This is a genomic window from Haloplanus natans DSM 17983 (assembly GCF_000427685.1).
GTDB lineage: Archaea > Halobacteriota > Halobacteria > Halobacteriales > Haloferacaceae > Haloplanus > Haloplanus natans.
Window position 1 is genome coordinate 1,035,570 of sequence record NZ_KE386573.1, and the last position, 17,034, is coordinate 1,052,603.

Below are 17,034 nucleotides of genomic sequence, written 5' to 3' on the forward strand. Positions count from 1 at the left end.
GAAAAGTGATCTGGAGTCCGGCTAGCCGTGGTTGAGCGTCACCGCAGCGAGTTCGGCCGGCGTCGCCTCCTCGAAGCGTTCCTCGTTGAGCTTCAGGCGGAGCCGTGGCCGCCCCACGTCGATCGGCACCTTCTCCGTGCGGATGAGGCCCTCCTCTTCGAGCGTGGTCTTGGTCCGTGAGAACGTGGCCTTGCTCGCGATGCCCACGTCCTCGCCCCACTTGCTGATGTCGTACAGGAGCACGTCGTTGCGGGCGGCGACGAGGAGTGTGAGCGCCACCTCGTCGAACTCGCCCGTGGCCTCGCGGGCGGACTGGAGGGCATCGAGCGTGGCGTCGAAGTCGGCGCGGGTGTTCTGGCCGATCTCCTCGCCCAGCGTCTCGCGGACCCGCGACAGCGGGGGGGTTCGGAGATCGAACGATGCCGCGCGGTCCCACTGGCTCTCGTAGGCTGCACCCACCGCCTCGACGAACGTGTCGTCGTCGCCGCCCAGCGCGGCGACTCGGTCCCCCACGCCGACCAAAGACCACACCGACTCCTCGGTGATCACGAGGGCGTTGGCGGCACCGATCCCCGTCCGTACCGTGAGCGTCCCCGACGCCACGTGGTCGGCGGCGTTGCTCGCCACGACGAAGTCGTCCATCACGTCTTTCACGACCGCCGTCTCTGCCAGCAGCCGGATCGACGGCGGCGTCTCGGCCGCGGACGTGACGGTCGTGAGTGCCTCGATCGTCTCCCCCGTCGGGTCGACCAACAGCAGCGAGTCGGCCGACTCGAACGCCGCCTCCAGTATCTCCTCGAAGCTCTCGCCGTGCAGATTCGCCCCGTCGGTCATGAACTGAATATCGCGGTATTCGTATTTAATTTTAACGACCTCCACTGTCTGTAACAGAGTATTTTTCGCTTATATCGGGGCAGGCAATTTGTACCGTGACGGGCACCGACGACCCGACGGAGAGACAGGTTTATACCTTGGTTCCCACGCGGATACGCATGGACTACAGTCACGTTCGTGCGACCGATCCGGCGGTTGCCGATGCGATTACCGGCGAGACCGACCGCCAGCGAACGACACTCTCGATGATCGCCTCGGAGAACCACGCGAGTCGGGCCGTCATCGAGGCCCAGGGGAGCTCTCTCACCAACAAGTACGCCGAGGGCTACCCCGGCGAGCGCTACTACGCCGGCTGTCGGTACGCCGACGCCGTCGAGGAACTCGCCATCGAACGCGCCACGGAACTCTGGGGCGCCGAGCACGTCAACGTCCAGCCCCACAGCGGGTCGCAGGCGAACATGGCCGTCTACTTCGCCACCCTGGACCCCGGCGACAAGATTCTCTCGCTCGAACTCGAAGACGGCGGCCACCTCAGCCACGGTCACCCCGCGAACTTCGCCGGCCAACTGTACGAGGTCGAACAGTACCGCGTCGACCCCGAGACGGGGTATCTCGACTACGAGGGGCTGGCCGAACTCGCGGATAGATTCGACCCCGACGCCATCGTCTCCGGCTTCTCCGCCTACCCCCGGCAGGTCGACTGGGAACGCATTGACGCCGTCGCCGACGCCGTCGACGCCTACCACGTCGCCGACATCGCCCACATCACCGGCCTCGTCGCCGCGGGCGTTCACCCCTCTCCGGTCGGCATCGCGGACTTCGTCACCGGCAGCACGCACAAGACCATCCGCGCCGGCCGCGGCGGCATCGTCATGTGCGGCGAGGAACACGCCGACGACATCGACGACGCCGTCTTCCCCGGCGTGCAGGGCGGCCCGCTGATGCACAACGTCGCGGGCAAGGCGGTCGGGTTCGGCGAAGCGCTCGACGACTCCTTTACCGACTACGCCGAGCAGGTGGTCGCGAACGCCCGCGCCCTGGCCGAGCGATTCGCAGAGCGCGGCCTCGCGCCCGTCTCCGGGGGGACCGACACCCATCTCGTCCTGGTCGACCTGCGGGAGTCGCATCCGGACCTCTCCGGGGGCGACGCGGAGGCCGCCCTCGATTCGACGGGTATCGTCCTCAACGGCAACACGGTGCCGGGCGAGACCCGGTCGCCGTTCGACCCCAGCGGGATTCGGGCGGGGACCGCCGCGCTCACCACTCGCGGCTTCGAGGAAGACGCCATCCGCGAGGTGGGTGACCTGATCGCCCGCGTCCTCGATGCGCCCGAAGACGACGGCGTCCTCGCCGACGTGAGCGACCGGGTGGACGAACTGTGTGGGGCGCACCCGCTATACGAGTAGTCGGCCATCTACTGTCAAGCGGATCGCCCGTCCGCTCGATCGGAACGTATCAGTGCTGAACCAAATTAACTATACCTCTCGATACAGTCATCGGAATCGACGGTATGAAACTCGCTACAATCGGTGTCGGCAACGCCGGAAGCAAGCTTGTGGATCGGATGGTCGAGTTCGAATCCGAGACCAACCGGAACCTCTGTCGACACGTCCACGCGATCAACACCGCACGAACGGACCTCGCTAAGCCCGAATACATCCCCGAGGAGCGGCGGGTTCTGGTCGGTGACACGAACCAGAAGTCGAAGGGACACGGCGTCGGCGGCGATGTCGAAATCGGTGCCGAGGTCATGTCCGCGGATATCGACGAACTCCGTCGAGCGTTCGACGACATCGAAATCCACAACGTCGACGCGATTCTCGTCGCGGCCGGCCTCGGTGGCGGTACCGGAAGCGGTGGTGGCCCCGTCGTTATCGACGCTCTCCAAGAGATGTACGACGAACCGGTGTACGCCCTCGGCGTCCTCCCCGGCGAGTACGAGGGTGGCCGCCCGGCGCTGAACGCCGCTCGGTCCCTCCAGTCTTTCGTCAACAAGACGGACAATTTCATCGGCTTCGACAACGACGCCTGGCGCGCCCGGGACCAGACGATCGAGGAAGGCTACGAGGAGATGAATCGAGAGTTGGCCGCCCGGATCGTGACGCTGCTGGCAGCCGGCGAAACCGACGACTCGGAGGTCGCGGAGAACGCGATGGACTCCAGTGACATCATCCGCACGCTCAACACCGACGGGGTCTCCTCGATCGGCTACGCCGCCACTGCGGTCGACGCGGGCCCCCAGGGTCTCCTCGACAAGTGGGGCGGCGGCGGCACGGACGAGGACTCCCTCGACGACGCCAGCCAGGCGACGAAGATCAAGGCGCTCGTCCGCCGCGCGACCAACTCCCGGCTGACGCTACCCTGTGAGGTTTCCAGCGCCGAACGGGTTCTCGTCGTCCTCTCCGGGCCGCCGGGCGAGTTCTCCCGGAAGGGCATCGAGAGTGCCCGCCAGTGGCTCGAACAGGAAGCCCAGACCGTCGAGGTGCTCGTCGGTGACGATCCGCGCGAACGGTCGTCGCAACTCGCCGCGGCGGTCCTTCTCTCGAACGTCTCGGACGCCCCGCGGATCGATGCGATCCAGAACCAGGCCGTCGACGCCCAGGAACAGATCGCTCAGCAGCGGGCCGAACGAGAGGACAAGATCAACGATCTGATCACCGACGAAAACGACGACCTCGACCCCGTCGTCTGAACCGTGCCCCGAACCGAACGCACTCCGGTCGGACGAGGGACGCGATGAAACTCGCGCTCGTCGGCATCGGCGGTGCCGGCTGTCGCCTCGTCGACGCGATTCGCGGCGTCGAGACGGCGGGCGATCGAAAGCTCTGCTACGGGCATCTGCTGACGGTCGACATCTCCCGGACGGTCGACGACGACTTCGATCACGTCCCGTCGGAGAACCACGTGACCATCGGCGACACACACCGCGAGGTCGATTCGGGCGTCGACGGCGATCAGGACCTCGCCGTCGAGATCATCCGCACCGACTTCCCCGAGATACACCGCACGCTCGACTCGGTCCCCCTGCGCAAACTCGACGGCGTGTTGGTCGTCGCGGGTCTGGGCGGCGGCACCGGGAGCGGCGCCGGGGCCGTCCTCGTCGAGCGACTGCAGGACATGTACGACAAGCCGGTGTACGTCCTCGGCGTCCTCCCCGGCGAATCCGAGGGTGGCCGCCCGGCGCTAAACGCCGCACGGTCGCTCCGGTCGCTCGTCCCGGCGGCCGACAGCGTCGTGTTGTTCGACAACGACCGGTGGGTCAGTGGCGACGACGCCGACAGGTACGAACGGGCGAACCGCGAACTGGCGTCCCGAATCGTGACGCTGTTCGCCAGGGAGGACACCGACCCCGACGCCATCGGGGCGAACACGATGGATTCGAGCGACCTCATCCGCACGCTCTCCCCGGGCGGGGTCGCCTCCGTCGGCTACGCGGCGACCGACCTCGACGACGGCGGCGGGTTCCTATCGTGGCTCCGCTCGATTCTCCCCGGCGGTGGCGACGACGAGTCGGACGAACCGACGGATGCGGTGAAGATTCAGAGTCTCGTTCGACAGGCGCTCAACTCCCGGCTGACGCTGCCGTGTGAGGTGTCGAGCGCCGAGCGAGCGCTCGTCGTGCTATCCGGTCCGCCGGAGGAACTCTCCCGGCGCGGCTTCGAAAGCGCCCGCCAGTGGCTCGAAGAGGAGACGGAGACTGTCGAGGTGCTCGCTGGCGACGACCCGCGGGCCGGATCGTCGACCGTCTCGGCGGTCGTGTTGCTCTCGAACGTCACCGAGGTTCCTCGGATCGACTCGCTGCAACGGCGGGCCGTCGAGTACGAAGGCGGGACCGGACACGCCGAGACCGTACCGGCGACCGACGAGTCCGACTGATAGGGAGTATCGGAAGTCATCAGCGACCCTCGCCGGGACGGTCCGGCGAGACTCTATGGACAGGTACGACAACCCTATCCTCTCCCCCACCCTACCGCCGCCGATCCCCGTCGGCACGCGGGCGGACCGCGTTCGCAAACGTCACGAGCAGGCCAAGCACCCAGCCGATGGGGACGGCGAGGCCGGCCCACATCCCCACGAACGCGGCGCCGGACAGGTTGAACTGCTGTCGGATGACGGTGTTGAGATCGCCGACGGCGAGGACGTTGTCGAGGAGCCACGCGGCCAGCGACGTACTCCGCGGAAGGATGACCTCGCCCAGGGTGGGCGAGAAGAGCGCGGCAGTCACAGGGGGGAGAAAGATGGCCGCGACGGCGAACGGATACGCGGCGACGAGTGTCAGTCGCCGTCCGCCGGCGCGAGTGGTGCCCCACGCGAGCGCGGTGGATATCGTCGCGGCCACGCTCGCCGTGAGGACGGCGGCGAATCCCGAGGCCGGAAGCTGCCCCCAGGCGAGCACGGTCAACGTGCCCCAGACGACGCCCACGACGGCGACGATGGCGATCAGCCCCAGACCGGTCGCGATACGGTTGAGCCGTCGGGTGAAGTACCTGGCCCAGAACCCGGCTACCGCGAACGGGTACGCGGCGGCGATCAGCACAGCCCCCAGTCCACTCCACGCCCAGAACGCCAGGCGATCCCGAGTCGTCTCGGGTTGCCAGCGATTCCGGGCCGGATGACTGTGCGACTCCATCGAGAACAACAGCTTTCGCCACGCAGTCAGCAACCCGATAAGATCGGCTTTGATCGCGGTGACGAGTTGGGAGTCCGTCGACATCGGTCGACGGTACTCGACACGGGGCGTTAACAGTTTTCGCTCGGCCGCCGCTCGACGCCGGCCGGGCTACGCCACGTCCGTCTTCACGACCGTCACCGGCTCGTCGGCCATGCGGACCACGCGGTCCGTGACGCTCCCGAGGAGGTTCCGATACGCCTCGGGGTGGCGCCGGGTGCCGAGGACGATCAGGTCGATGTCCTCCTCGTCCGCGTAGTCGACGATTTCCTCGTGCGGGCGGCCGTGCCTGAGCGTCTCGATCACCTCGACGTCGCGTTCGGCCGCGCGCTTTCGCACCGCCGCGAGCGCCTCCTCGCCGACCTCTTCGAGGCCGTGTTCCGGCCCCTCCCGTTCGTCGACGTACTCGTCGCCGCTGTAGGCGGAGTAGACGTCGCTGTCGACGATGTACAGGGCGTGGAGCATGGCGCCGTGGAGGTCGGCCAGCCCGATGGTGTGCCGTGTCGCGTTCTCGGAGGCGACCGTTCCGTCGGTGGCGAGCAGGATGTTCTCGTACATACCCTCCGATTCGGCGCCGTGTGTGAAAAATTACGCCGTCGATTCCCGCCCCCCGACACCGTGTCGACCACCCGCTCCAGGCGGCTCGTCGTACCGGCGTCCCGGCCGTCGCCGACGAGGGTGGCGACGGCCCGGATCACAACAATCCGTCGAACCAGTGCGTTGAAGGCCGTCCCCCGCACCTCTGATGACATGACGAACGTCATCGACGGCAACGCCGTCGCCGCCGACGTACGCGACGGCCTCGGAGACGCCATCGACACGCTCGACGACGCGGGCGTCACGCCCACGCTCGCCACCGTCCTCATGAGCGACGACCCCGCGAGCCAGACGTACGTCTCGATGAAACAACAGGACTGCGAGGAGGTGGGAATCGAAGCTCTCGACGTGGAGATCGATCCCGACGCGCCCGCCGAGGAGCTGTTCGACACCGTTTCGGACCTGAACGCCGACCCCGAGGTAAACGGCATTCTCGTCCAGATGCCCGTCCCCGACCACATCGAGGATCGCGACGTGATCCGCGCCATCGACCCCGCGAAGGACGTGGACGGCTTCCACCCGGAGAACGTGGGGCGCCTCGTCGCGGGCGACCCCGTCTACAAACCGTGTACGCCCCACGGCGTCCTCAAACTCCTCGCTGCCGCCGACGTAGAGACCGAGGGCGCCGACGTGACGATCGTCGGCCGCTCGAACATCGTCGGCAAACCGCTCGCGAACCTCCTGATCGGGAAGGCCGACTACGGCAACGCGACGGTGACGGTCTGTCACTCCCGGACCGACGATCTCGCGGAGAAGACTCGCCGCGCCGACGTGGTGATCGCCGCAGTCGGCGTCCCCGAACTCGTCGATGGCTCGATGATCTCCGACGGATCGGTCGTCGTCGACGTGGGCGTCAACCGGGTCGAGCGCGACGGCGAGTCGACGCTCGTCGGCGACGTGGACTTCGAGAGCGCGAAATCGAAGGCGCGCGCCATCACGCCCGTCCCCGGCGGCGTCGGCCCGATGACCCGCGCGATGCTCCTCTACAACACGGTGAAAGCGGCGAGCCGGCAGGAAGACGTGCCGGTCTCGTTGGAGTAGGGGTCGCTCACGCCAGCCGTTCGTGGGCGGCCGCCACGTGCCCGGCACTGCCGGCCGCGCGACGCTCACGCCAGCCGTTCGTGGGCGGCCGCCAGTGCCGATTCCTCCCCCTCCATCAGATATCGCCCCACCTCCCGGGCCGCCCGCACCAGCGATTCGGCCTCCGTCGGCGACACGTCCCCCTGAAGCGCCCGCACCCGCTTGACGCGTTCGTGGACGGTGCCGAGCGTCCGCCGTGCCTCGGGGTCGGGGTGGTCGTCCAGCCACTGGTTCACGTCGCGGCGGTAGTCGTCGACGGCGTTCGCGTACGCGAGTCCGCGGGCCTCGGTCCACGCGGGCGAGACGGCTTCCGGCGCCGGTCGCTCGCCCTCGTCGACCCCGCGAAGCAGGGCGAGCAGATAGCGCTCGTCGTCGTCGCTCGGGTTGCGCGCCCGGCCGTACAGATCCATCACCTGCAGGAGTTCGTGGGCGGCGAGGAACGCGTCATCGATGGGCCGGAGCGACCCGCCGTCGACGAAGCCCCGCTTGCGGACGTACTCGCGGAGGTCGGACTTGCAGTCGTCGGCCGCGTCGGCCAGTCGGTCCTCGGCCCACGCCGTCCGGTAGGGTGACAGATCGAGCGTCGCGGGCGAGTCCGTGTGGAGGCGACGCTCGTCGACGCCGACGCTCCGGAGGCTCTCGCAGGCCGGACACGCCACGCTCCCCGTCTCGTAGTACGACCACCGGTGACCACACGACTGACACTCCCGCTGGCCGCGAATCTTCATACCCGCCGTTGGTCCGGTGACGACAAAAGACCGACGCTCCGGGGAAGATACAGGGGCCTGGACCTCTCAGATCCGCCCATGCGCGACGAATCCGAGGTCCGTGAGCAGTACGAGTTCCTCAGCGAGCAACTCGCCGACGAGGAAATGCGCCACGAGGGCGTCAGACAGTTGTTCACGCACTACAAGCGGGCGCTCGGCTGGGTGTTGGAAGAGGAACATATGTAGCGTCGAGGCGATATCTTTATCACGTATCATACTCCAGTAGTCGATGACGCTTCGCTTGGAGGGCCGAAGCGTCAGCGGGGACCAATTCAGGGCGGCAAGCATCCACGCGATTTTCGCGTGGCTTGCTTCCTTTTGCACCGAACGTCCGAGTGGCGATACGGCTGTTCTATCGGCGTCAGTAACGGCTACGATTCGGGTTCGGCTCCCGCTCTCTCGTCGGCGTCGACGCGGTCCTCGGCCGGATCGAGTGATCCGGGATCGACCGCGTACGGCCGGATCGGCTCCCCGTTCAGGAGTTCGGGAAGCACCAGGCGCACGAAGTGGACGATCAACACGAGGAGCATGGGTGCGAGGAAGATGCCGTACCAGCCAAAGAGGAGGGGGCCGAAGGTGTAGGCGATCATCAGACTCCCGACGTGGAGTCGCCCCCCGGAGACGTACGGTCGGAGCACGAGGTCCGGGATGGTGTCGACGACGACGAAGGAGACGGCGGCGAAGACGACGACGAACCACAGGGCCGCCGGATCGTTCAGCGCGCCGAGAACGGCCAGATAGAGCGCCACCGGGACGTAGACGAGTTTCATGCCGACGATGGGGATGAGACTCGCCACGCCGGCGAATAGACCCACCAGCGGCGCCGCGGGAATCGCCAGCCCCGGCGGCGCGTAGACGTTCAGGATGGAGTACGCGAGGACGCCGATGCTCCCCGTCAACACCGCGTTGAGGATGTTGCCGAAGAAGATGGTTTTGAAGTCGCGGTCGACGGCGCGGCTGTACGTTTCCAACACGCCGCGTTCGTCGCCGAACTTCCGGACCGTCCACCGCGAGAGTCGGTCCCCGTCGCGAAGCAGATAGAACGCGAGCGCGAGCATCACGAACAGGTGGACGGCACCGATGCCGAGAAACGCGACCGTATCGACCGCCGACCCCAGCGAGGAGAGGAGCGAACGGACCCCCTCGGCCGTGAGATACCGCTCGGGATCGAGTCGGAGGAGCGCGGCCGGGTCGGCGATGCTGTCGAGCAGTTCCTGATCGACGAGCGGCCACCGCGACGGGTCGAGCATCCCGCCGTTGACGTACTGCAGGAGTTCGCCGAGGGCGATGCTCAGCGCGTAGGCGACGAGGGCAAGAGCGGGCAGGGCAAGCGCGAACAGCGAGACGGCGGCGGCGAGACTCGCCGGCCGGATCACCCGCCGCAACCGGCGGTAGATCGGCCGCGTGGCGTAGTAGATGAACACCCCGAAGACGAACGTCCCGACGAATCGGTAGACGACGTAGGCCAACGCGGCCCCGAGCGCCAGCCCGAGACTCCACCAGCCGATCCGAAACCGGGCGAGTCCGAAGGAGGGCATCGTGACGACAGAGAACGGCCGGGGGAAAAAAACTGCCGTGCGGGCCTCGGTCGTCGACTGCGCCGACCGATGCGGCTACGTCCAGCGATCCAGCCCCGTCTGGACCAGCGACTCCTCGATTCGCTCGAACCCGCGAGCCACCTCGTCGGCGTCGACCTCCCACTGCTCGATCACGAACTCCCGGGCCGCGGCCACGTCCGGGTCGATGTCGGTGTCGACGGTGTAGTCGTCGGTCACCGGCGGGTCCCGGAAGAGGTCACGAACCCGGTCGGCGTTGGGCACCTGCCACCCTTCCGCCTCGATGGCGCCCCAGAGGTCGCCGTGGTCGGTGATCGCCCGCAGCGCCGTCTTCGGCCCCACGCCGTCGACGCCGGGGTTGAAGTCGGTGCCACAGAGGATCGCCACGTCGATCAGTCCCTCCAGACTGATCCCGTGGCGGTCGAGCGTCGCGTCGAGGTCCATCAGTTCCGGCGTCCCCTTGCTCGTCAGTTGACGGAGGGTATGCGGCGCGCCAAAGAGCAGGGTGTCGTAGTCCTCGCTCCCGGCGTAGTCGGCGTCGCCCCGGCGGGCCATGTACGCCGCCTGTGCCTCCCCTTCGGCGGGCGCGTCGACGACCGGCACGTCGAGGATAGCGAGGAGGTCACGCGTCGTCCCCAGGATGGTGTCGGTCAGGCGCTGGGTGCGGGCTTCGAGGCGCGCGGCTTCGATGGCGTCGCCGCGTTCCTCGGCCTCGGCTCGCCGTTTTTCGGCGCGTTCGCGCTTCGCGCGTCGCTCCGACACCTCCGCCTCTTTCAACTCGGTGACGCCGCCGTCGAAGACGAAGACGGGCATCAGGTCGTGTTCGAAGAACTTGGGGAGGCCCTGGACGACGCCGACGAGGTTCGCTACCTCCGCGCCCTCGCTCGTCGTGTACACCGCGTCGTTCGTCCACTTGACCGTCGTCGTCAGGTATCTGTACAGCCAGTTGTGCGCGTCGACGGCGACGACGCTGTCGGCCACCTCGTCCCACGTCACGTCGGAGAGCGCGGCGAGTTGCCGGAGGTCTGCGTTGCCCATTGGCCGTCGATAGGGCGTGCCCGACTTTCAATCTCCGGATTCGACGCCCTCCGGTGTCTCGACGACCGACGGCGGCCCGGCCGCGTACTTCTCGTCGAGGCGGGCCACCGCGTCGGGAGCGAGGTCGCGTTCGCGGTAGCGGTCGAGTCCCGACCGGTAGGTGTCGGGGTCGATGGGTGCCGGGCGGTCGGCGGGTCGCTCACAGACGAGTTCGGCCAGTCCCGTCTCGCGGCCGGTGAAGGCGAAGCCGGCGCGGTGGGCGGCGACGTAGGCGGCGGGGTTGTTGACCGCGATGCGCACGCGGTCGTATCGGTCGGCAGCGCGGGCGGCGACGAAGGCGAGCAGGCGGGCGCCGAGGCCCTCGCCCTGCCGGTCGTCGCGGACGGTCACGTAGCGGACGACGAGGCAGTCGCCGTCGGTGCGGTCGGGACTGAACGACGCGGCCGCGAGCACGTGGTCGTCGTACTCGCCGGTTCCGCGGCCGCCGTCCTCGACGACGGCTTTCCCCGTCGACCCGAGGACGAACTTGCCGGCGTAGGCGAAGCGGCGGTAGTCAACTCGGAGCGTCGGGCCGTCCGGCGGCCACCCGAGGAGGGCGAACTCCATGCGCGATCCACGCCGCCGACCGCAAAACCGTTGACGCTCGGCCACCCATCCACCGCCATGCACGGTCCCGGCGACGTACACTTTTTCGACCGCGTCGCGCGCCTCTACGACCGATTCGCACCGCCGACCGACCCCGAACCGCTCTGGGGCGGACTGGCGCGAGCCGACCGCCCCGTCGAGCGGGTACTGGACCTTGCGGGGGGGACGGGACGGGCCGCGCGGGCGGTCGCAGCGCCGGTCGGTCGCGCCCGTCCCCCTGAGGCACTCGTCGTCGACGCCTCGCGGGCGATGCTCGACCACGCCGCCGGGCGCGGCACGCCGGCGATACGGGGCGACGCCGGTCGACTCCCGCTTCGGGACGGGAGCGTGGACGCCGTCGTCGTCCTCGACGCCCTCCACCACCTGCCCGAACGGAACGTGGCGCTCGCCGAGGCGGCGCGGGTCCTGCGGTCGGGCGGCGTCCTCGTGATCCGTGAGTTCGACCCGCGGACGCTCCGGGGCCGGGCGCTGGTCGCGGCCGAACGGGCCGTGGGCTTCCGGTCGACGTTTCGCGGGCCGGACGAGTGGGCCGCAGCCTGCGAGCGAGCGGGGCTGTCGGCGTCCGTCCTCGACCGCGGCTTCGTGATCACGGTCGTCGGGAAAAAGCGGGAGAGCCATTAGGCCCCGGGGGCAAGCGCGGCTATGGCCAACGCAGTCGCGAACTTCTTCGACCGTCGCCTCGACGGACGAGCGACGCCGCTTGCGGTCGGTGATCTGCTCGTCGTCGCCGTCCTGTTTAGCTGGGGGACGGTCCACCACAACGGCCTCGGCTTCGTCGTGTCGAACCCCGGATATCTCGCCGGCACTATCGCCCCGTTCGTGATCGGATGGGTGATCGCCGCCCCACTGCTCGGCGCGTACTCCCCCGGGGCCGCGGAGTCGGCGAAAGCCGCCGTCCCGCTCGCACTCCGGTCGTGGCTCCTCGCCGACGCCATCGCGCTCGGGATTCGGGCGACGCCGTTCGTCGACGGCGGCGTCCAGGTGACGTTCGTCGCCGTCTCGCTCGTGGTCGGCGCCGTCGGTCTCGCCCTGTGGCGAACGCTCTTTTTCAAGCTTCGGTAGCGTCGCCGGCCCGGCGCTCCCGATGGATCAGGACGACCGCGAACGCCGACGCGACGAGGGCGATGCCCGCGAGCGTCGCAAAAAGGGTACCGGCGTCGGCGTAGGTGAGGATGGCGCCCGCGAGCGCCCCGCCGAGCGCACCGACGCCGAAGCCGCCGAGGTAGGTGTAGCCGTAGGAGAGTCCCCGGGTCTCGGCGGGCGTGTGGTCGGCGACGGCCGCCTGATAGAGCGGCTGGGGGGTAAAGAGCGTCACGCCGAACAGTGCGCCGAAGACGAGCAGCGGGCCGATGCCGAGGGCGGCGACGGGGAGAAAAGCGAGCGCGAGAACGGCGAGGGTAGCGAAGGTGGCGGCGATGCCGTACTCCGGCGGCAGGCGATCGGTGAGTTTACCGCCGACGTACTGGCCGGCGACGCCGACGAGCAACAGACCGGCGTAGAAGTAGCGCTCGGGGTTGAGCGTCCCGCCGCCGTCGAGACCCGGCGCAATGGCAGAGAGCGCGATGGGCTCGAAGCCGGGGAGGCCCTCCAGCAGGTTCGGGAGGAACGTCAAGACGCCGCGGTAAAAGAGGCCGTTGGCCATGACGATGACGAAGACGACGGCGAAGGCGCCGACGAAGAGGTGTCGGGACGCCGCGGCGAACTCGCCGAACGAGTCGACGCCGGTCCCCGCTTCGGAGCCGCCGCCGTCCGCGGCGACGTTCTCCACGCCCGCCGTCTCGTCGAACTCCGCGCGCAGGGCGTACAGGCCGGCGACGCCGGCCGGGACCGCGAGCACCAGTGCGACCGTCGTCCAATCGAGTACGAGGAGCAACGTCGCGGTGACGAGCTGACCGAGGCCGATACCGAGGTTGCCGGCGATGCCGTGGTACGCGAAGCCGGTGCCCCGCTCCGTGACGCCCTTGCTGATGAGCGTCAGCCCCGCGGGGTGGTAGACGCTAGCCGCCGCGCCCCACGCGAGCAACGCGACTGCCACCGCGAGGAGGTTCTGTGCGACACCGAGCAGGAGGAAGGCACCGCCCATCCCGAACAGACAGGCGGCGATGAGCCGACGGGAGCCGACGCGGTCGACGACGATGCCGCCGGGCAACGCGCCGATTCCGAACAGTGCGTAGCCCGCGGTGACGATCACGCCGAGTGTCGCTTGCGTGACGGCCACCTCCATGCCCGCGAGTTGGAGGGTGTCGAACTCGGCCAGCCAGATGGACACGAAAATCGGGATGGATAGCTCGTATGTGTGAACCATCCCGTGGGCGAGCGTGACGAGCCCGACGATCGATCGATCGTTGCCGTTCATACTCCGATCCACGACGCCAGCAAATTTAATTCCTTTCACTAGGAGTCGAAATATAATCATCTTACGTGGCGGTCGCTGACTCCACTCGGCGCTCAAAAACTTATGAAATGGTTTTCGAGATGCATCCAAGGAGATTTGTGACGCCTACGGGAAAGAATTATATGACCGTCGCGAAAACTATCTTGCGAGTGATACGCATGACCGACTACTACGACTACGTGCTCGGTTTCGTTCCCCTCGCCCTCGTCGGACTCACCGGCGTTCTGGGCGCGGCTGGCGTCGATTTTCCCCTCGCCGTCCTCGTGGGGGCAGTGACGGCCAGTCTCGCCGTCGGGCACGCCCTGTTCGTCAACGGCCCGGTTCAGGAACGGATCGCCGTCGAGGAGGCTCCTATCCACTCGTCGACGGCGACCGATCGCCCGTCGATCAACGCCGACTGATTCGGCGACCTTCGACTCGGAAGAAACGTCTGACAAAGGTATAATATCCTTCAGGCAATCGTGTTAGGGCATGGTAAAGAGCACCGTCCGGTTTCCCGAATCCGTCGTCGGTGAAATCGAGTCGCTGGTCGAGGACGGCCGCTTCGAGAGCAAGTCCGAGTTCTATCGCTTCTCGACGGACTACGTCCTGAATCAGGTGCTCGACGACTACGAACCGGAGACGATCGACTACCGCGACATCAAAGCCGAGGTGATGCCGGAGCGCGAACGGACGCTCGGAACGGCCGACGACGACGATGGCCCGCCGTTTCTGGAGTCGGTGTCGTTCGTCCGGAAACTCGCGCTTCGCGGGAAGTTCAACGACGCGGAGGATTTTATCGACCACCAGTACGCCGCCGGCGACCGACACGCCATCCTCCTCGAGGAGATTCTGCGCCTGTATCGCTCCGACCGCCGGCGCCGGACCGCCCCCGTCGAGCGAGAACGGAAGCGCGAGCGACCGGAACTCGACGACCGGCCCTGAGACGGGTCGCGGTGCCGACGAGCGATCCCCCCAACGACGGGACATAGTATAACTACCAGCCGCTCCGAGTGACCCTATGACCGATACCCTGTTTCTGACCAGCGACGACGTTGCCGGGTTGGCGACGCCCGCGGAGTACGTCGACGCCGTGCGCGAGGGCTACCGACAGCACGGCGAGGGCGCCCCCGCGGAACCCCGGACCGCACTCTACAACGAGGACCCGCCGGGGCTGTTTACCTCCTACGCCGCCGTCCTCCCCGACACCGGCGTCATGGGCGGGTATATGTACGCCGCGGGCTTCGGTGAGCGCGACGCGTGGTTCGTCACGCCGCTGTTCGACGCCGAGTCGGGCGAACCCCTCGCCCTCGTCGACGGCGCGAGCATGAACCCGTTCAAGACGGGGGCGGCGGGCGCCGTCGGGGCCGACGCTCTCGCCCGCCCCGACGCCTCGGCCGTCGCCGTCTTCGGGGCCGGCGCACAGGCCCGCGGCCAACTCCGCGCCGTCGCCACCGTCCGCGACGTGGAGACCGTGTGGGTGTACTCGCCGACCAAATCGAGCCGTGAGGCCTTCGCCGGCGAGATGGACCGTCGCCTCGACGCCAGCGTCGCCGCCGTCTCCTCCAGCGCCGCCGCCGTCGAGGGAGCGGACGTGGTGATCACCGCCACCGACTCGTCGTCGCCCGTCTTCGACGGCGACCTGCTCGAACCCGGGACACACGTCACCGCGATGGGGCAGTACCACCCCGAGAAGCGGGAACTCGACGACACGGCGGTCGCCCGGTCGACGTACGTGATCGACCTCCGCGGCCGACTGGAGGAAGACGCCGGCGCCTACATACACGCCGTCGAATCCGGCGCGGTCGATTCGGATCACTGTCACGCCGAACTCGGGGAGGTGGTCGCGGGCGCGGTCGACGGCCGAACCGGTCCCGACGAGATAACCGTCTTCGACAGCGGCGGAACGGGCATCGAGACGACGGCCGGTGCCGCTCTGGTCTACGAGAAGGCCCGCGAGGCGGGGCTGGGACAGCCCATCGACTTCGCGCCCGCGAGCGACGCGCTGACCGGGCGGGAGTAGCCGGTCACGCGCCCGCGCGAGAGAGGATGCCCCCACCGACGAGACAGCACAGCGCCGCCCCGGCGTACGGCACTGTCTCGGCGGGCGAGAGTGCGCCGCCGACCATCCCGGCTGCGCTCCCGAGAAAGAGGAGACAGGCGAGGGCGAGAAACGCCTGGCCGACGAGCCGGCTGCGTCGCATCAGACGGCCCCCCGTCCGTCCGCTCCGGCCGGCGCCGTCCTCGGGTCCGACGACGAGATGACCAGTCGCCTCATTCGAGCCGATACCGCAACAGGGCGGCGATACCGCCGAGGTTCTTCAGGCGCTGCCCGGGTTCGAACTCGCCGGAGAAGACGACCACGTCGCCGCCCTGTCGCTCGACGGAGGTGATTATCTCGTCGGCGTCGACACCCCACTCGCCTTCGCCCTGGCGCTCCTCGCGGAGTCGGTCGTCGAGGACGAGCAGGGTTTCGACGGCGCCGAACTCCGCCGCCTCCGCGACGGCCTCGGGGCCGTAGGTCGCCTTCGCGCCCGTCGCCATCTCCTCGGTCAGGTCGTCGATGAGTTCCGCCTCGCGTGCGATGCGTGTCTCGGTCTGTACGTCCTCGAGGGCGCCCCGTTTCAGCACCTCGTGGACGCCCCGGTCGCCGACGCCCGCGGTGTCGACCGTCGTCGTCTTCGACGCGATGTCGGGGAACTCGTCTTCGATGTAGTCCAGTGCGTCCCCCTTCGTGAACCCCGGTCCCGCCAGAATCACCGCGTCGGCGTCGAGGTGGGAAAGCGCCTCGCCCAGTTCCGCGAAGAGCTCCGACCGCGGGCGGGCGTACTCGCCCTTGCCCGTCGGGCGGGTGAAGGAGGCGTACTCCTCGGTACCGTACTGGGCAACGGTGTGGATGTGTGCTTCACCCTCTTCGACCGTCGCGATGGCGACGTCCGGATTTTCGGCCGCCGCTTCGGCCTCCTCGATGCGCTCCATCTGGTCCGGTTTGAAGAACTTCTCGATGGTGATCTCGTCGTGTTCCTCGACGTTGAGGGTGTGGTGGTGCCCCAGTTGGTCCTCGCGGGAACAGCCGACGATGACGCCGCCGATCCGGAGGCGGTTGGCGAAGCGGGCGAATTCGACGGTTTCGACTTCGACGGTGACGTGGATGTGTTCGCGCTCGCCGCCGGTGTCGCGCATCTGATCGTCGTCGCGCTGGATGCGGCGGCTGGTGTCGCCATCCACGTCGTCGCCGGGTTCGAGGACGTACGATAGGTGCCAGAGGTCGTCGACGTTCTCGGGGACGACCGTCAGCCGGGTGCGTCCCTCCTCGCCGCGACCACGGCTCTGGATTCGCATACTGGAGGGTCGCGGTCCGGGGACTCATGCCTTGTCATTCGACGTGCCACAAAATCGTCGGGGTTCGTCCGGGCCGCTGTACGTCAGTACCGGCCACCCGACGACGGCGGGTGACCAGTCACACCGATCCGT

General features: G+C 68.1%; 20 protein-coding genes. 10 read left to right on the forward strand and 10 right to left on the reverse strand.

All coding sequences use genetic code 11. The annotated features are described in order from the left end of the window. Window positions 1–21 precede the first annotated feature (21 nt). The gene (gene tbsP / locus HALNA_RS07520; RefSeq protein WP_049938003.1) at window positions 22–834 is read right to left on the reverse strand and encodes a transcriptional regulator TbsP; all 813 of its coding nucleotides are present in this window, start codon (window positions 832–834) and stop codon (window positions 22–24) included. Window positions 835–992: 158 nt separating this feature from the next. Here tbsP and glyA point away from each other — a divergent pair, with 158 nt between their 5' ends. The 3 genes from glyA to HALNA_RS07535 all read left to right on the forward strand — a co-directional run bounded on the left by glyA (window position 993) and on the right by HALNA_RS07535 (window position 4,710). After that, on the forward strand, window positions 993–2,240 hold the full coding sequence (gene glyA, locus HALNA_RS07525; protein ID WP_049935777.1) for a serine hydroxymethyltransferase: 1,248 nt from the start codon (window positions 993–995) through the stop codon (window positions 2,238–2,240). 104 nt (window positions 2,241–2,344) lie between these two features. Next, window positions 2,345–3,526, forward strand: a complete 1,182-nt coding sequence (locus HALNA_RS07530; protein ID WP_049935778.1) for a tubulin/FtsZ family protein — start codon at window positions 2,345–2,347, stop codon at window positions 3,524–3,526. A 44-nt stretch (window positions 3,527–3,570) separates the two neighbouring features. Then, a complete protein-coding gene (locus tag HALNA_RS07535; protein ID WP_049935779.1) occupies window positions 3,571–4,710 on the forward strand; it encodes a tubulin/FtsZ family protein in 1,140 nt (379 codons plus the stop codon). Between the two features lie 91 nt (window positions 4,711–4,801). On the opposite strand, the gene HALNA_RS07540 is transcribed toward HALNA_RS07535, so the two are convergent. Together HALNA_RS07540 and HALNA_RS07545 are read right to left on the reverse strand one after the other, a co-directional pair. Then, complete coding sequence (locus HALNA_RS07540) at window positions 4,802–5,548, reverse strand: hypothetical protein (protein WP_157573478.1); 747 nt, start codon at window positions 5,546–5,548, stop codon at window positions 4,802–4,804. Between the two features lie 66 nt (window positions 5,549–5,614). Next, window positions 5,615–6,061 carry a universal stress protein gene (locus tag HALNA_RS07545; RefSeq protein ID WP_049935780.1) on the reverse strand — a complete coding sequence of 149 codons (447 nt, stop codon included), beginning with the start codon at window positions 6,059–6,061 and terminating at the stop codon, window positions 5,615–5,617. A gap of 192 nt (window positions 6,062–6,253) precedes the next feature. On the opposite strand from HALNA_RS07545, the gene HALNA_RS07550 reads away from it, so the two are divergent. Next, entirely contained in the window at window positions 6,254–7,141 is an 888-nt protein-coding gene (locus HALNA_RS07550; RefSeq protein ID WP_049935781.1) for a tetrahydrofolate dehydrogenase/cyclohydrolase catalytic domain-containing protein, read from the forward strand. A 65-nt stretch (window positions 7,142–7,206) separates the two neighbouring features. Here HALNA_RS07550 and HALNA_RS07555 read toward each other — a convergent pair whose 3' ends face one another. Further along, a complete protein-coding gene (locus HALNA_RS07555) occupies window positions 7,207–7,908 on the reverse strand; it encodes a DUF7117 family protein (RefSeq protein WP_049935782.1) in 702 nt (233 codons plus the stop codon). A gap of 78 nt (window positions 7,909–7,986) precedes the next feature. Between HALNA_RS07555 and HALNA_RS20565 the strand changes: the two genes are divergently transcribed. Further along, the gene (locus tag HALNA_RS20565) at window positions 7,987–8,133 is read left to right on the forward strand and encodes a hypothetical protein (RefSeq protein WP_169719024.1); all 147 of its coding nucleotides are present in this window, start codon (window positions 7,987–7,989) and stop codon (window positions 8,131–8,133) included. 185 nt (window positions 8,134–8,318) lie between these two features. Here the strand turns inward: HALNA_RS20565 and HALNA_RS07560 are convergent, their stop codons facing one another. From HALNA_RS07560 to HALNA_RS07570, 3 genes are all read right to left on the reverse strand, one after another. Then, window positions 8,319–9,485 (reverse strand): AI-2E family transporter, encoded by a 1,167-nt coding sequence (locus HALNA_RS07560; protein WP_049935783.1) that lies wholly within the window; start codon window positions 9,483–9,485, stop codon window positions 8,319–8,321. A gap of 75 nt (window positions 9,486–9,560) precedes the next feature. Then, complete coding sequence (fen, locus tag HALNA_RS07565) at window positions 9,561–10,541, reverse strand: flap endonuclease-1 (RefSeq protein ID WP_049935784.1); 981 nt, start codon at window positions 10,539–10,541, stop codon at window positions 9,561–9,563. Between the two features lie 27 nt (window positions 10,542–10,568). Further along, window positions 10,569–11,147: a GNAT family N-acetyltransferase gene (locus HALNA_RS07570; protein ID WP_049935785.1), complete on the reverse strand. Its 579-nt coding sequence runs from the start codon at window positions 11,145–11,147 to the stop codon at window positions 10,569–10,571. A gap of 57 nt (window positions 11,148–11,204) precedes the next feature. Between HALNA_RS07570 and HALNA_RS07575 the strand changes: the two genes are divergently transcribed. Together HALNA_RS07575 and HALNA_RS07580 are read left to right on the forward strand one after the other, a co-directional pair. Continuing rightward, window positions 11,205–11,807, forward strand: a complete 603-nt coding sequence (locus tag HALNA_RS07575) for a class I SAM-dependent methyltransferase (RefSeq protein WP_049935786.1) — start codon at window positions 11,205–11,207, stop codon at window positions 11,805–11,807. A 21-nt stretch (window positions 11,808–11,828) separates the two neighbouring features. Then, a complete protein-coding gene (locus HALNA_RS07580) occupies window positions 11,829–12,248 on the forward strand; it encodes a DUF3054 domain-containing protein (RefSeq protein WP_049935787.1) in 420 nt (139 codons plus the stop codon). Here the strand turns inward: HALNA_RS07580 and HALNA_RS07585 are convergent. Beyond that, a complete protein-coding gene (locus HALNA_RS07585) occupies window positions 12,235–13,542 on the reverse strand; it encodes an MFS transporter (RefSeq protein WP_049935788.1) in 1,308 nt (435 codons plus the stop codon). The genes HALNA_RS07580 and HALNA_RS07585 overlap by 14 nt on opposite strands. 197 nt (window positions 13,543–13,739) lie before the next feature. Here HALNA_RS07585 and HALNA_RS07590 point away from each other — a divergent pair, with 197 nt between their 5' ends. The 3 genes from HALNA_RS07590 to HALNA_RS07600 all read left to right on the forward strand — a co-directional run bounded on the left by HALNA_RS07590 (window position 13,740) and on the right by HALNA_RS07600 (window position 15,583). Then, entirely contained in the window at window positions 13,740–13,982 is a 243-nt protein-coding gene (locus HALNA_RS07590) for a hypothetical protein (RefSeq protein WP_049938005.1), read from the forward strand. A 70-nt stretch (window positions 13,983–14,052) separates the two neighbouring features. Next, window positions 14,053–14,505, forward strand: coding sequence for a ribbon-helix-helix domain-containing protein (locus tag HALNA_RS07595; protein WP_245576014.1), 453 nt, complete (start codon window positions 14,053–14,055; stop codon window positions 14,503–14,505). A 76-nt stretch (window positions 14,506–14,581) separates the two neighbouring features. Further along, entirely contained in the window at window positions 14,582–15,583 is a 1,002-nt protein-coding gene (locus HALNA_RS07600; protein WP_049935789.1) for an ornithine cyclodeaminase family protein, read from the forward strand. 4 nt (window positions 15,584–15,587) lie between these two features. Here the strand turns inward: HALNA_RS07600 and HALNA_RS19885 are convergent, their stop codons facing one another. Then, window positions 15,588–15,764 carry a hypothetical protein gene (locus HALNA_RS19885; RefSeq protein WP_157573479.1) on the reverse strand — a complete coding sequence of 59 codons (177 nt, stop codon included), beginning with the start codon at window positions 15,762–15,764 and terminating at the stop codon, window positions 15,588–15,590. A 70-nt stretch (window positions 15,765–15,834) separates the two neighbouring features. Beyond that, window positions 15,835–16,902: an mRNA surveillance protein pelota gene (locus tag HALNA_RS07605; protein ID WP_049935790.1), complete on the reverse strand. Its 1,068-nt coding sequence runs from the start codon at window positions 16,900–16,902 to the stop codon at window positions 15,835–15,837. Between the last annotated feature and the right edge of the window lie 132 nt (window positions 16,903–17,034).

What these genes read in the sequence shown, in the direction of transcription:
- tbsP (WP_049938003.1), bottom strand. Translation starts at nt 834, where the DNA reads ATGACCGACGGGGCGAATCTGCACGGCGAGAGCTTCGAGGAGATACTG.
- glyA (WP_049935777.1), top strand. Translation starts at nt 993, where the DNA reads ATGGACTACAGTCACGTTCGTGCGACCGATCCGGCGGTTGCCGATGCG.
- HALNA_RS07530 (WP_049935778.1), top strand. Translation starts at nt 2,345, where the DNA reads ATGAAACTCGCTACAATCGGTGTCGGCAACGCCGGAAGCAAGCTTGTG.
- HALNA_RS07535 (WP_049935779.1), top strand. Translation starts at nt 3,571, where the DNA reads ATGAAACTCGCGCTCGTCGGCATCGGCGGTGCCGGCTGTCGCCTCGTC.
- HALNA_RS07540 (WP_157573478.1), bottom strand. Translation starts at nt 5,548, where the DNA reads ATGTCGACGGACTCCCAACTCGTCACCGCGATCAAAGCCGATCTTATC.
- HALNA_RS07545 (WP_049935780.1), bottom strand. Translation starts at nt 6,061, where the DNA reads ATGTACGAGAACATCCTGCTCGCCACCGACGGAACGGTCGCCTCCGAG.
- HALNA_RS07550 (WP_049935781.1), top strand. Translation starts at nt 6,254, where the DNA reads ATGACGAACGTCATCGACGGCAACGCCGTCGCCGCCGACGTACGCGAC.
- HALNA_RS07555 (WP_049935782.1), bottom strand. Translation starts at nt 7,908, where the DNA reads ATGAAGATTCGCGGCCAGCGGGAGTGTCAGTCGTGTGGTCACCGGTGG.
- HALNA_RS20565 (WP_169719024.1), top strand. Translation starts at nt 7,987, where the DNA reads ATGCGCGACGAATCCGAGGTCCGTGAGCAGTACGAGTTCCTCAGCGAG.
- HALNA_RS07560 (WP_049935783.1), bottom strand. Translation starts at nt 9,485, where the DNA reads ATGCCCTCCTTCGGACTCGCCCGGTTTCGGATCGGCTGGTGGAGTCTC.
- fen (WP_049935784.1), bottom strand. Translation starts at nt 10,541, where the DNA reads ATGGGCAACGCAGACCTCCGGCAACTCGCCGCGCTCTCCGACGTGACG.
- HALNA_RS07570 (WP_049935785.1), bottom strand. Translation starts at nt 11,147, where the DNA reads ATGGAGTTCGCCCTCCTCGGGTGGCCGCCGGACGGCCCGACGCTCCGA.
- HALNA_RS07575 (WP_049935786.1), top strand. Translation starts at nt 11,205, where the DNA reads ATGCACGGTCCCGGCGACGTACACTTTTTCGACCGCGTCGCGCGCCTC.
- HALNA_RS07580 (WP_049935787.1), top strand. Translation starts at nt 11,829, where the DNA reads ATGGCCAACGCAGTCGCGAACTTCTTCGACCGTCGCCTCGACGGACGA.
- HALNA_RS07585 (WP_049935788.1), bottom strand. Translation starts at nt 13,542, where the DNA reads ATGAACGGCAACGATCGATCGATCGTCGGGCTCGTCACGCTCGCCCAC.
- HALNA_RS07590 (WP_049938005.1), top strand. Translation starts at nt 13,740, where the DNA reads ATGACCGACTACTACGACTACGTGCTCGGTTTCGTTCCCCTCGCCCTC.
- HALNA_RS07595 (WP_245576014.1), top strand. Translation starts at nt 14,053, where the DNA reads ATGGTAAAGAGCACCGTCCGGTTTCCCGAATCCGTCGTCGGTGAAATC.
- HALNA_RS07600 (WP_049935789.1), top strand. Translation starts at nt 14,582, where the DNA reads ATGACCGATACCCTGTTTCTGACCAGCGACGACGTTGCCGGGTTGGCG.
- HALNA_RS19885 (WP_157573479.1), bottom strand. Translation starts at nt 15,764, where the DNA reads ATGCGACGCAGCCGGCTCGTCGGCCAGGCGTTTCTCGCCCTCGCCTGT.
- HALNA_RS07605 (WP_049935790.1), bottom strand. Translation starts at nt 16,902, where the DNA reads ATGCGAATCCAGAGCCGTGGTCGCGGCGAGGAGGGACGCACCCGGCTG.